Annotated in this window: 13 protein-coding genes and 1 tRNA gene; 9 read left to right on the top strand and 5 right to left on the bottom strand. The window is 66.7% G+C overall.

Annotation, left to right across the window (positions count from 1 at the left end; translation table 11 throughout):
* Positions 1–183: 183 nt before the first annotated feature.
* The 3 genes from ACFYO0_RS14405 (at position 184) to ACFYO0_RS14395 (ending at position 2,426) form a co-directional block, all read left to right on the top strand.
* The gene (locus tag ACFYO0_RS14405) at positions 184–606 is read left to right on the top strand and encodes a helix-turn-helix domain-containing protein (protein WP_388674741.1); all 423 of its coding nucleotides are present in this window, start codon (positions 184–186) and stop codon (positions 604–606) included.
* A 197-nt stretch (positions 607–803) separates the two neighbouring features.
* A complete protein-coding gene (locus tag ACFYO0_RS14400; RefSeq protein ID WP_388674739.1) occupies positions 804–1,028 on the top strand; it encodes a hypothetical protein in 225 nt (74 codons plus the stop codon).
* 18 nt (positions 1,029–1,046) lie between these two features.
* Positions 1,047–2,426, top strand: a complete 1,380-nt coding sequence (locus ACFYO0_RS14395) for a tyrosine-type recombinase/integrase (protein WP_388674737.1) — start codon at positions 1,047–1,049, stop codon at positions 2,424–2,426.
* A 692-nt stretch (positions 2,427–3,118) separates the two neighbouring features.
* Here ACFYO0_RS14395 and ACFYO0_RS14390 read toward each other — a convergent pair.
* Complete coding sequence (locus ACFYO0_RS14390) at positions 3,119–3,451, bottom strand: DUF6344 domain-containing protein (protein WP_388674735.1); 333 nt, start codon at positions 3,449–3,451, stop codon at positions 3,119–3,121.
* Between the two features lie 326 nt (positions 3,452–3,777).
* Between ACFYO0_RS14390 and ACFYO0_RS14385 the strand changes: the two genes are divergently transcribed.
* Together ACFYO0_RS14385 and ACFYO0_RS14380 are read left to right on the top strand one after the other, a co-directional pair.
* Positions 3,778–3,906 carry a DLW-39 family protein gene (locus ACFYO0_RS14385; protein WP_003999697.1) on the top strand — a complete coding sequence of 43 codons (129 nt, stop codon included), beginning with the start codon at positions 3,778–3,780 and terminating at the stop codon, positions 3,904–3,906.
* A 213-nt stretch (positions 3,907–4,119) separates the two neighbouring features.
* Positions 4,120–5,547 carry a hypothetical protein gene (locus tag ACFYO0_RS14380; RefSeq protein WP_388674733.1) on the top strand — a complete coding sequence of 476 codons (1,428 nt, stop codon included), beginning with the start codon at positions 4,120–4,122 and terminating at the stop codon, positions 5,545–5,547.
* Between the two features lie 59 nt (positions 5,548–5,606).
* Here the strand turns inward: ACFYO0_RS14380 and ACFYO0_RS14375 are convergent, their stop codons facing one another.
* A complete protein-coding gene (locus ACFYO0_RS14375; RefSeq protein ID WP_388674731.1) occupies positions 5,607–7,220 on the bottom strand; it encodes a protein kinase in 1,614 nt (537 codons plus the stop codon).
* 130 nt (positions 7,221–7,350) lie between these two features.
* Positions 7,351–7,899, bottom strand: a complete 549-nt coding sequence (locus ACFYO0_RS14370; protein WP_344394530.1) for a DNA-binding protein — start codon at positions 7,897–7,899, stop codon at positions 7,351–7,353.
* Between the two features lie 176 nt (positions 7,900–8,075).
* Here ACFYO0_RS14370 and ACFYO0_RS14365 point away from each other — a divergent pair.
* Positions 8,076–8,148 (top strand) — tRNA-Ala (locus ACFYO0_RS14365).
* A gap of 224 nt (positions 8,149–8,372) precedes the next feature.
* On the opposite strand, the gene ACFYO0_RS14360 is transcribed toward ACFYO0_RS14365, so the two are convergent.
* Positions 8,373–9,077, bottom strand: coding sequence for a DUF5324 family protein (locus ACFYO0_RS14360; protein WP_388674729.1), 705 nt, complete (start codon positions 9,075–9,077; stop codon positions 8,373–8,375).
* 332 nt (positions 9,078–9,409) lie between these two features.
* On the opposite strand from ACFYO0_RS14360, the gene ACFYO0_RS14355 reads away from it, so the two are divergent.
* Together ACFYO0_RS14355 and ACFYO0_RS14350 are read left to right on the top strand one after the other, a co-directional pair.
* Entirely contained in the window at positions 9,410–9,937 is a 528-nt protein-coding gene (locus tag ACFYO0_RS14355) for a peptidylprolyl isomerase (protein WP_388674727.1), read from the top strand.
* Positions 9,938–10,169: 232 nt separating this feature from the next.
* Positions 10,170–11,066 (top strand): rhomboid family intramembrane serine protease, encoded by an 897-nt coding sequence (locus ACFYO0_RS14350; RefSeq protein WP_388674725.1) that lies wholly within the window; start codon positions 10,170–10,172, stop codon positions 11,064–11,066.
* A gap of 270 nt (positions 11,067–11,336) precedes the next feature.
* On the opposite strand, the gene crgA is transcribed toward ACFYO0_RS14350, so the two are convergent.
* Positions 11,337–11,591 (bottom strand): cell division protein CrgA, encoded by a 255-nt coding sequence (gene crgA / locus ACFYO0_RS14345; RefSeq protein ID WP_388674723.1) that lies wholly within the window; start codon positions 11,589–11,591, stop codon positions 11,337–11,339.
* A 142-nt stretch (positions 11,592–11,733) separates the two neighbouring features.
* Between crgA and ACFYO0_RS14340 the strand changes: the two genes are divergently transcribed.
* Positions 11,734–12,513 (top strand): DUF881 domain-containing protein, encoded by a 780-nt coding sequence (locus ACFYO0_RS14340; RefSeq protein WP_388674721.1) that lies wholly within the window; start codon positions 11,734–11,736, stop codon positions 12,511–12,513.
* Positions 12,514–12,521 lie beyond the last annotated feature (8 nt).

Here is a 12,521-nt window from a genome sequence, read left to right as displayed (position 1 = left end):
TGACCTGCGATATCTACAATCTACGTGTAGATGCAGATCACGTCAAGGGATGTGCACAGGGGTGTGCATGAGCTGTACAGGGGCACACAGGGGCCATGTAGGCGCGCCGGAGTGCGCGCAGAACCAAGCCATTGACGACCGATCTACTTGCGCATGTAGATGCAGATGCCCGATCCTCATCAGGTGACCAGCCACCAGAACCACCCCGGCGAGCCTGACCCCGCCGAGGACCGCGCCCACCAGGGCGAGGACCTGGCGGCACTTCTCCAACGCCTCCTCGACCAGTCCCAAGGCAAAAACCAGAAGGACCTAGCCACTGCGGCGGGCATCTCGTACCAGACACTCAACGCGTGGATGAACCGCACCCGCGGGACCTCCCGCGTCGACCCAGAAACCCTGCGGTCGATGGTGGAGGTCTTCCGCAGTTGGGGCGTGAAGACGACACCGCGGGAGTTCTTCGAGGCCGTCGGCCGGCCAGTGCCCGGCCCGACGAACGAAGAGCGTGAAGCGCGGCTGCTGCGGATCTACCGTCAGCTTCCGGAAGGCAAGCAGCGCGACCTCATCACGGACGCCGAAGCGATGCTCAGGGTCAGCCGCGTCTCGTAGCGGTCACTCAGGGTTGCCTAAGGAGAGGGGAATTCCAGGCTTTTGGTCCGGCGGGAAACAAACCTTCGCTGAATATGCCAAGCCACCTCCACAACATCAACACACACAGGTACGATCAGTCACCCGCTGTCCTCCCGTAGCGGATCATCGTGCCGTCGTGCATCCCTGGGGGGATACCTGTGTGCATCCGCATCGCCGTGGCTGACGATCTTCCGAAGATCGCCACTTGGGACCCGGACGAGGTCACCATCCTCGTATCCAGGGGAACCCACCACCACGACCTGATCAGAGAACTGCATGCGGTCCTGACGGTCGACCTCGGCGCACCGACCACACCTGGCGCCGGCGTTCTCTGCTTCTGCGGTACGCGCGTAGAGCTCCCACGCGAGCTCGTCACCGTCGGCGCCACCGCGACTCTCTGATCCCGTAGGCAGGTCATCGTGGGGCGACCCATCTCGAACAACCCGCGCCCGGTTCCAAGCAAGAACTGTGGCTGTCCGCTGTGCCTGGAGAAGTTCCCGGAACCATCGCGGCGGAAGACCAAGGATCACACCGGCACCTGGCAGGCTCGCTACACCGGGCCCGGCGGCAAGCCGCTCTCCAAGAACAAGGACACGTACGACGAGGCTGTGGCGTTCCTCGAGCGCACGCGCACCGAGTTGAGGCAGCGCACATGGATCGACCCGGCCCGCTCGGAGATCACCCTATGTGCGTGGCATGAACTGTGGTGGCCCACGCAGGTCAAGCAGGAGCCAGGCGAACTCCGGCCTCACGACTGGAGCCAGTCCCAGGTACGCGATGACGGGATGTGGCGCAACCACATCACCCCGAAGTTCGGCAGCTACCGTCTGTTCGAACTCGGCTGGCTTGAGATCCAGACCTGGGTCAACGCTCTGCACGATGAGAACGGCGGCCCGCTTGCCGCGGCCTCCGTAACGAAGTGCTTCCAGGTCCTCGATCGCATGCTGAACGCGGCCAAGCTCGACAGGCGCCTTCCCTTCAACCCGGCAGACGGGATCAAGCTGCCGACGATCAAGAAGAAGCATCCGGAGGACCGGCGGCCCCCGACGTATGCCCAGCTCTGGCTGATCCGGCAGAAGCTTCCCGAGTACTGCCACGCGTTACAGATCGTCGCCCAGGAGACGGGCCTTCGCTGGGGCGAGTTGGCCGGACTGCGCTGGTGCAACATCGACTTCACGAAGCGCGTGATCCACGTCCGCGAGGTGCTGACCGAGACCCGCGGCCGGATCCGCCGTAAGGCATACCCGAAGAGCGATGCCGGCCTTCGCACCGTCCCTCTGACCGGGTTCGCGATCCGCGTCCTGAAGGAGCTCTTCGCGGAGGAAGACCACCCGAGCCTGAACGCCTCGCAGCCCTCGGACGGTCTGTGCGAAGACGAGCTGGTCTTCCACGGACGGAACAAGGTCAGCCGGAAGACACACCACCCGTACCGAGCGCCGATCCGCCGGTCGACGTTCCGGAACCTGTGGGTGAAAGCGATCCAGGCCGCTGGCGTCGCACGGCAGACGGTTAAGAAGGTGTGGGTCACGGTCAAGGACAAGGTGACCGGGCGGAAGCGCCAGGAGCTGAAGGATCGGATCGACTGGTGGCCGGACTTCCACGACCAGCGGCACACCTACGCCTCACGACTGCACGCGCGCGGGGTGCCGGAGGTCATTGCTCAGGAGATCCTCGGGCATGAGCGGGCGGGGGAGGTCACGTGGCTCTACACACACGCGGCTGCGGACTACGCGGGCCAGGTGCTGGCTGCTCTGGAGGATGGGAAGCCGGGAATGCGCAGGCTGAAGCTGGTGGCGTGAGTCCAGGCGGAGTCCAAAACTCGTCCAAGATCACGGTAAGGGGGATAGGGGTCTCGGGATGCGTGTAGATGTAGACCGGTGTAGGGGCTGGCAAGGGGGCTTGCGTCGGGACCTGCGGCAACGCGCTGACCTGCACTGTCCCTGATAAGGATGAGGCCACAGGTTCAAATCCTGTTAGCCCCACATCTGTTGTGCCAGGTAAGAAGCCCGGTGGGTCCACAGGATCTACCGGGCTTCTCCGTTTGTGGATCTTGTTACCCCCGCTACTGCCCCGTAACTTCTCGCGGGATTCTCCTTGCTGCCGAGCATGCTGTGACGCATGGGAGTCGCAGTATCGAGTTCGGCAAGGGGGAAGCAGGGTGACGCGCTGATTGTCGCGGTGCGATGTGAGGGCAAGGGGGCTGTGTCTGTCGAAGCGCCCTCGACCGTGCGCTGGTCCACGACCATCGGCCTAGGTGAGGCGGCGGCCGAGGAAGACGCTGGTTCGGGCGACGTCTGAACGAGGACGTACCCGGGCGTGCACGTTGTTTGTTTGTTTCATATGGCAGATCAGGGTGAGGCCACAGGTTCACATGCTGTTGGCCCCACACCACGAAGACCCCCAAGCAGGCATGGTTGGGGGTCTTTTTCGTTCGGTGGCGTACGCGAGTTCGCCCGGCTGTGGGGCTTGCGAGGGGGTCTCGGCGTCTACGTCAGGTCGTGCACGGGGCGGTGGAGTCCGCTTCCTCCTCGTCCTCGGACGGTGTGTCCACGTCTGTTGGCGGGCGGTGGCGGCAGCTGGGTGAGGAGCCGTGGGCCTCGGCGTGGATGCGTTGCTTCATCGTGGGAGGCAGGGTGCGGCTGAAGGACCAGGTCCAGTGGGACATCGTGGAGGCCGTGACCGCGGGGCTCGTCTTGCGGGCGGCTTCGGTCTGGGGTACTGCGGTGGCCGCATTCGCTGTGGTGACCAGTCCGAGCGCCGTGCACAGGGCGATGACGGCGGTGATGATGGCGGTCCACAGCTTCATGACCTTGTTCCTGGCCATGGTCCCTCACTTTCGGGTTGGGCGATTTGCGTACTTTCCTCATGATGTGTATGAGGGCCGCGAAGTGGTGGACCGACGCTCGTGCCGCGTCGCTCTTCAGATGAACACCACCCGGATGGACCCAAGAGATCCGTAAAGTGGAAACAGGCGCCGAAATTTGCAGAATGTAGCGAGTTGTCACTTTGCGGTCGGAGCCGAGGCGTCCGCTTCTACGGCCTTGTGCCGGGCGGGAGTTGAGGGCCGACGCAGGTCACCGATCGGTATCGGTCGGTGTGTATAGTCGGGCGCCAGAAGTCCCCTACGTCAAGGAAAGACGAGGTCGCGCGGTGAAGAAGCTTCTCCTGGTCGCACTGGCCGCCATCGGCGGGCTCCTCGTGTACCGCCAGATCCAGGCGGATCGCGCCGAGCAGGATCTGTGGACGGAGGCGACTGACTCCGTGCCCACGGGTTCGTGAGTACCGACGACAGTCTCAGTACAGACCCCGACCGCCCTCGCGGTCGGGGTTTTTCGTTGTCTCCATGTCTTCGAGTCCGCCTCTTCGAGCCCACGCACAGGAGGAAGCGCTTGTGTCGCCGAAGCGGGGATGGCGCGGCGGCGGGCGGGGCAGGATGGTCGGGGCTTCGCGGTGTTCGGGGCGCGATGATGCCGGTCCGCGGGAGCCCGGTGGGTGACGATCCGGGGCTACGACGAGGGGTGGCGCGTGATGGGGCGGCGCACGGTGTGGTGGCGCGGCCGTATGGTCATGACCTGCCTGGCGGCGCTGTGCGCGATCGCGGTGCTGCCCGGGCCGGCGCAGGGGCAGACACACGGCCAGGCGAGGGCGGCGGGGACGCCTGATCCATACGCCTTCGCCGAGGACGCCCAGCTGGTCGAGGGCGCGTCGAACGCGACCGAGGCCAAACAGCTGGCCCCGGGCGGGACCTATCGGAGCTCCGTCCAGAACAACGAGAAGGTCTACTACCGCCTCCGGCTCGACAGCGTCTCCAACACGTACGTCTCGGCCACCGCCCTCCCCAGGACGGGGACAAAGGTCGCCTCCTCCGACGGCATCAAGGTCTCCCTCCAGGACCCCGCCGGCCGCAGCTGCTTCTCCGGAGACGCCGAAGAAGCCCGGTTCGGGCCCACCGAGAGCCCGCGCCCCCTCACCGCCTGGGCGTCGCGCAGAGTCGGCCCCGACGAGTACGCCTGCCAGACGGCGGGGACGTACTCCGTGGTCGTGGAGCGCACCAGCCGAGCCGATTCCTCGCCGGACGAGTGGAGCCTGGAGCTTCAGTACGTGTCCGAGCCCGCCCTCAAGAAGACCGGCCCGACGACCGCCCCCGAGACCTGGAACTCCGCATCCCCAGAGCCCGTCAGCGGCACGGCGAAGCCCCGCAGGGGCGGCACGAGCTTCAACGACGCGCGCGCCCTCGAGCAGGGCATCTGGAAAGACGGCATCCGGGCCGGGCAGACACGCTTCTACCGGATCCCGGTCGACTGGGGACAGCAGCTCTACGCCACGGCCGAACTGGGCGCGGCCGACGGCGACGGCTTCCTGGGCAACGCCCTCGTCATCTCACTCCACAACCCGGTGCGCGCCTCCGTGGACGACGCTCGCACCGGATACGACGGCACACCGAAGTCGGCTGCCCTGGAGCCGCTGCCCGCGGTCGCTTACGAGAACCGGTACACCCTCGACGACCAGGTCAGCGGGATGCGGTTCGCCGGCTGGTACTACCTCGCCGTGCATCTCGGCGCCGAGGCGTCCGAAAAGTTCAGCGACGGGCCGATCGACCTGATGCTGAGTGTGCGGGTGAGCGGTGCGGCCGGCGCCGAACCGGCGTACAAGGGGGCGACCAGGCCTCGCGGTGTGTTCGATGTCACGGAGGAGGACAACGAGGCGGCGGCGAGCGGGGCCCGGGCGGCGGGCGGACGTGACGGCAGTGACAGCGACGCCACGATGAAGCTGGTCGCCGCGGGCGGGATCGGCGCGGGGAGCGTGCTCGTGCTGGGACTCGGGGTGTGGACTGTGATCGCCCGGCGGCGGGCGGGTGGTACGGCGGCGATGGCCGGCGGTGCGGTCGCGCGAGGGTACGAGCCGCCGCGGACCCGGTAGTTCGCCGACGCCAGGCCGGGCCTCACCGGCTCAGTACCGGGACTTGCGGGCTGTCGGGCTCAGATCCGAGTCAGGGCCCAGAACCCGACCGCGAAGCAGACCAGCGCGAGCAGCAGCACCGGAATGGCCACCTGCGCGGGCGGCCCGGGACGCCGGAGCGCGCGCCTGCCACGGTGTCGCGCAACTGGCTGTGGCTGAGGTGGAACCTGAATGTCGCGAGCGGTGTATGAAGCAGTAGAGGCAAATGCCTGCGGCTGCGACTCGGGGGTCGCGCCCTGGGGGGAGTTCACATGCACGGGTCCGTACGACGGAGCGTGGGCGGGAGCCGGGAGCGCGAAGGACCTGGGGGAAGTGGGGGCCTGCTCCGGCTGTGGATGAGCTGGTTGCTGGGGCTTTGGAGGGCGCTGTGGGTGGACTTGCGGCCGGTGCCGCTGCGTGTGAGAGGTGGCCGTATGCGGCTGAGGCGGAGGCGGCAGGTGGAAGCTGCCGGTGTCCGACATCGTGGACGTCGGGGACGGCTGTGGGGGTACGGCATTGGGGGCGAGGGGAGGCGGTTCGGTGTCGGGCATGGGCGTGCCGTCAGGGGGTACGGCGCCGGCGTGGGCCGCAGTCGGGATGGGACCCGTCTGCGGATGCGGCGGCGCGCTGCCCACGCTGGTGTCCTGAGACGCGTTGTCGAGGCCTGGGTTGCTGTGCTGAGGAGCGCTGTTGTGCACCCGGTCAGGCGTCTTCCGGAGCGGGCCGTCCGGGCCGGACTCCGTCGCTGGCTGACCGTCCGGCTCGGACCCCGCCGGGAGTGGACCCTCCGGGCCGAACCCCGGCGGAAGCGGGCCGAGTTGGTCGAAGATCTCGATCACTTCGTCCTCGGGGCCGGGGTCCGGCAGGAGCTCCCTGGCCGAGGCAAGGGCCTTGCGCGCCCCCGTGGCGGTGCGGAACCGCGCTTGTGGGTCCGGCTGCAGCAAGGCGGCCACGACCTGCCACAGCGGCTCGGGAACGCCCTTCGGCGCACCCGGGGTGCCATGCGCCGCGAAGTACTCGATGAGTGCCTTGGCATCGGGCTTGGCGCCCTCCAGCAGATAGAGAGCGACCAGACCCACGGCGAACAGGTCGGCGGGGAAGTCCGGATCTTCACCGAGCAGTTGCTCGGGTGCAAGATAACCGGGCGTTCCCACCACGTAGTTGGTCTCCGTCAGCCGTGGCTCGCCCAGACGCATCGCGATGCCGAAGTCGGACAGCCGCAGCCGCGGGCGGCCCGTCCCGGTCGCCTCCAGCAGGATGTTGGCGGGCTTGATGTCGCGGTGCACGACCCCCTCCGCGTGCACCGCGGCAAGCCCCGCCAGCAGCTGATCGAGCAGGGTGCAGACGAACACCGGCGGCAGGGGACCGTAGTCCCCGATCAGATGGACCAGCGAGCCTCCGCCGACCAGGTCCATGGTGAACAGAACCTTGTCGTCGTCGGCCGCCCAGCTGGCGGGAGCGAGCACATGCGGATGATCGATCCGCAGCGCCTGCTCCCGCACGAAGCGCAACAGCGCATGCGCGTCGCTCTGTTGCAGGACCTTGGCGGCCACATACCGGCGCCGCCGATGGTCCCAGGCACGCCAGACCGCACCGACTCCCCCACGTCCGATCGGATCGACCAGTTCATACCGGCCGGCGAAGACCTCACCCATGGTCGTGCGTCGCTCCCTCTACGGCGGTCGGCACGGCGGCCTCATCGAGAGGCCCGGCTGCCCCGCTCCCCGCATCCAGCAAGCTCAAAGACCCTACGGACACGGGGTGTTCAACAGCCGGGCGGCGGGCTCAGCTCTGGTGGGACTGGTAGTGCGAGACCGCGTCGGAAGTGCGGCCCGCCCCATACACCCGGAGGAACTCTGCCAGCTCCGGGTGGCTCGGGGCGAGGGTGTCAGCCGCCTCGATGATGTCCCCCGCAGCCGCCACGGAACGGAGCAGCGACTGTATCTCGCGTACCACGCGCTTGACCGTGGGCGCACCCGAACTGCTCGACGACTGCGTGCTGTTGCTGAGCACCGATCCCCCCTGCGACTTCTTGATCTCCTCCATGCGCTCGGTGGCCTCGGCCGCGCTCACACTGCCGTCGGCGACCTGCCCGGAGAGGTCCTGCAGCAACTGCACTCGCTGCACCACCGCCGGGTTGCCGATCTTGGCGCGCTGACCACTCATCAGCTGCGACAGCATCGGCGCGGACAGTCCCAATACCCCCGCCAGACGAGCCTGGTTGAGCCCCAGGTCGTCTATGAGCCTACGGAAGAGCGCCCCCAGCGGCTCCCCGTACCAATTCCGCTGCAGCTCCCGCGCTCTTGCGGTTGCTTCCTGCTGTGCGGCATCCATTCGCGTCTCCCCATCGCTTCGTACCGCGGTTCGCTGAAGCGAACCACGTCGAGCATCTTATGGAGAGTGGTCGTTCGCTGGGACCCCAATCCTTTTGCAGGATCCTGGGGGTAACCCGGTACTCTGGGCTGCGGCGCTCTTCGGGAGAAGGTTCTCCCGGCGGACGCTTCCCATCCGGGGCCTTAGCTCAGTTGGTAGAGCGCTGTCTTTGCATGGCAGATGTCAGGGGTTCGACTCCCCTAGGCTCCACCCCTTGAAGGCCCCTCCGACCTGCGGAAACGCGATCGGAGGGGCCTATCTGTAACGGCTGTGCCTGATTCCATGAGCCTCAATGGGCCCGGCAGCCTCCACCGGCCCACAAGTTCCACGCGAAACACCGCTGTGGGCGGAAGACCCCAGGCCTCCCGCCCACAGCGATGTTGAAACCAAACGATGTTGAAACCGGTGGAGCAAGCCGACACCAACCGGCGGCGTCAGCCGCGCTCGTCGCGCTCCGCCGCGGCCTGCTTCGCCTGAACCTCGGGGTCGAGCGCATCCTGACCACTGCCATCGACCGAAGTCAGCTGACCGTTGTCCGGCACCTCTGTGGCCGCCGGCGGCTCCACCAGCCAATCAGGGTTGGCCTGCTTGTCCCACCACTTCCAGGCGGCGAAGGCACCGCCCGCCAGGACACCAAGAACAGCCAGACCCTTCGCCAGACGCCCGACCCTGGCCCGCCGCTGATGCTTACGGACCAGCTTCTCGATCTCCTTCGGCGAAACCTGGCCACGCAGCGCCGCCAGCGCCGCCGCGCTACGGGCCGCGGCCTCCTCACGGACAGGCCCAGCCGCAGCCCTGGCCTGCTCGATCCTCGGCCGGGAGTAGTCGGTGGCCTGCCGTGCGGCGATGCGGGCGCGCAGCGCAGCCTCGTGGGCGGCGTAGTCGACCTTCGGCGGCACATGAGTGCGCGCCTGCTCCACACGCGGCGCGAGATGGGCGTCGTACTGCGTACGAGCCTGATCGGCGGCCTGGTGAGCGACGGCCGACACCTTCGGCGCGAGCCGTACGCGTGCTTCATGCGCATAGTGCGCGGCCCGGTCCTTGGCCGTGTCGGCGTAGGGCGCCACCGCTTCCGCGGCGTGCAGCACGCTGCCCTTCGCCGAGCCGGTCGCGGCGCGCACGCTGTCGATGCGGGTCACGGGATCATCCTCCTCGGTGGCGTACGGGGGGAATTGGGGAGATCCCCCAGAAAGACACAGTTCACCTTTCCACCCTTATCCGGATCATGCCTGTCGGAGCACTCCGGGGCATACGCGAGCGAGCATCCGGGTCATGCGCGTACCGACTTCATGCGCACTCAGGCCAATAATTGATCAATACGGTGCAACAAGGGCTTGCCGACGACAATGCCATGGATTCTCCTGCCATGCGCCCCTTTGGTACGAAGCAGCTCAGAACGGCGGCGACGCACGACGGGCAGCGCCGACCATGCGAGGATCGAGAAGTCACAAAGGACAACGGAAGGCAGATCGTGGCTGAGCAGCTCTACGCCACCCTGAAGACCAACCAAGGCGATATCGAAGTGCGGCTCCTGCCGAACCACGCGCCCAAGACGGTCCGGAACTTCGTCGAGCTCGCCAAGGGTGAGCGTGAGTGGACCAACCCCGAGACCGGGGAGAAGACCACGGACAAGCTCTACGACGGCACGGTCTTCCACCGGGTGATCAGCGGATTCATGATCCAGGGCGGCGATCCCCTGGGCAACGGCACGGGCGGCCCCGGCTACCAGTTCGAGGACGAGTTCCACCCCGACCTCGCCTTCGACAAGCCATACCTACTGGCCATGGCGAACGCCGGCCCGGGCACCAACGGCTCGCAGTTCTTCATCACCGTCTCCCCAACGGCTTGGCTGACCCGCAAACACACCATCTTCGGTGAGGTCACCGACGCCGCCAGCCAGAAGGTCGTCGACGCCATCGCCGCGACGCAGACCAACCCGCGCACCGACCGCCCCGTCAACGACGTGGTCATCGAGTCGGTCGTCGTCGAAACCCGCTGAGACCCGAACCTCCGCTCCGCTCAGAACCGACCTCCGCTGACGCCGGCCGCAGCCGAGGCCGGGCCCACCCGCCCGCACCCGCCGAAGTCAGGACGCGAGTCAGGGCTGAAAACCAAGGCCAGGGAACCAATGTGCCCCGCCCGTCCGTAGAAGGAAGGGCGGGGCGGTGCATTGGGGTACGCGTCCCTGGGACACCGCCGTGTGCCCGTCGTACGGAGAATGAGGGGACCCCATGGACCAGGTGCCAGGCAGCCCGCAGGGACCGCAGGACGCCCAGAGCCTGCCTACCTGCTACCGGCACCCCGACCGGGAGACCGGCATCCGCTGCACCCGCTGCGAGCGCTCCATCTGCCCCGAGTGCATGGTCAGCGCCTCCGTCGGCTTCCAATGCCCCGAGTGCGTACGAGGCGCCTCCGGCACAGGCCACTCACCAACCGCCAGCCAGCCGCGCACCCTCGCAGGCGGCACGGTCACCGAGGACCCCCGGCTCATCACCAAGATCCTCGTCGGCCTCAACCTCGCCTTCTTCCTGGTCCAGCTCTCCATCGGCGAACGCTTCGATGAACGCTTCGAACTCCTCGGGCTCGCCTACGTGCCGGGCCTCGGCAGCGTCGAAGGCGTCGCCGAAGGTCAGTGGTACCGCCTCGCCACAGCCATGTTCCTGCACGGCAGCGTCATCCACATCGCCTTCAACATGCTCAGCCTCTGGTGGATCGGCGGCCCCCTCGAAGCAGCCCTCGGCCGCGCCCGCTACATCGCCCTCTACGCAATCTCCGGCCTCGCAGGCAGCGGCCTCACCTACCTGCTCGCCGAACCCAACCAGCCCTCGCTCGGCGCCTCCGGCGCCATCTTCGGCCTCTTCGGCGCAACCGCCATACTCATGCGGCGGCTCAACTACGACATGCGCCCCGTCATCGCCCTGCTGGTGATCAACCTGATCTTCACCTTCGGGTGGAGCAACATCGCCTGGGAAGCCCACATCGGCGGCCTCGTCGGCGGCGTGGTGATCGGCTACGCGATGGTCCACGCACCTCGCGGACGGCGGGCCCTCATCCAGTACGGCGTCTGCGCACTGGTGCTGGTCGCGGTTGTGGTCATGACACTCATCAGGACCGGTCAGCTCACCTGAGGAGCCGACGTTGTCCACAGACTGTGCCGGATCTTGTGCATGCTGTGTGGGAACAGGTGTGCCCCCTGTCGCTGACCTGGGTTTCCCCAGGCAGGACAAGGGGCGAACAGGCATCCGGATCCCGGTAGGTCTGTCACACCGGAGTCAACGCTCAATGGGTTATCCACAGATCTTCGGACGTTTTCCACCGCTGTGGATAGCTGTGGATAACTCCAGTGGACAGCTTGAGTCGGGACTTGCCGTACAGCTTTCCGACACCTTGGGGCCGCGTTACTTCCACTGCGTCGAAACGGCGAATCCCGCGGCGATGAACCCGAAGCCGACCACGATGTTCCAGTTGCCGAAGGCGTCGATCGGCAGTGAGCCGTCCGTCACATAGAAAACGACGATCCAGGCGAGGCCGATGAGGAACATGGCCAGCATGACCGGAGCGACCCAGCCGCGGCTGGTCAGCTTGATATTGGTTGCCTGCTTCGCCGGGGGCGGCGTGTAGTCGGCCTTCTTGCGGATACGTGACTTCGGCACGAGGGTCTCTCCTGTCGATGCGCTGCGTGGCCGCGCAGGGAACGTTGGCTGGCTCCGGGGCAGCGTACAAGGGGACTCTTAGCGCTCCCCCGGGCGTCCGTTAGCGTAGTGCTTCCGCGGCGCCGAAGGAGATAAGGGTACGTTGAGCAATTCTGCCGACTCGCCCCAGGCGGGTTCCAGCCCTGCACGTATGGGGCGATTTCGGCCGGTGCGTGTGCTGACGGCGGCTGTGTTCGCTCTCGCCGGGTTGATCTTCTTCACTAGTTTCAATACGGCCAAGGGCACCAATATCCGGACGGATGCCTCGTTGCTGAAGCTGTCCGATCTCATTCAGGAGCGCAGTCACAAGAACGGTCGGCTCGACGAGAGCAACGCGACGTTGCGGGAGGACGTCGAGGCGCTGGCCGAGCGTGATGACGGCAGTACGAAGGCAGAGGACGACAGGCTGGCGGCTCTGGAGGGGAATGCGGGTACGCAGAGGCTCAAGGGCAAGGCGCTCACGGTCACGCTGAACGATGCGCCGCCGAATGCCACGGCCAAGCTCCCCGGCTATCCCGAGCCGCAGCCGGACTACCTGGTCATTCACCAGCAGGATCTGCAGGCTGTGGTCAATGCCATGTGGCAGGGCGGTGCCAAGGGGATCAAGGTCATGGATCAGCGGTTGATCTCCACCAGTGCCGTGCGCTGTGTGGGCAACACTCTGATCCTTCAGGGCCGGGTCTACTCGCCGCCGTACAGGATCACGGCGGTCGGTGATCCGGAGAAACTGCAGAGGGCCCTCACCGCGTCTCCGGCGATCCAGAACTACATGGTGTACGTCAATGTCTACGGGCTCGGCTGGAAAGTGGAGGAGGAAGGGGCAGTGACTCTTCCCGGCTACTCGGGCACAGTGGATCTCCACTACGCGAAGCCTGTGGAGTAAGCGCGCCG

The organism is Streptomyces sp. NPDC006365, from assembly GCF_042870755.1.
Lineage (GTDB): Bacteria > Actinomycetota > Actinomycetes > Streptomycetales > Streptomycetaceae > Streptomyces > Streptomyces xiangluensis.
Note: the sequence above shows the minus strand (reverse complement) of the source record. Positions and strands in the feature narration are given on the sequence as shown.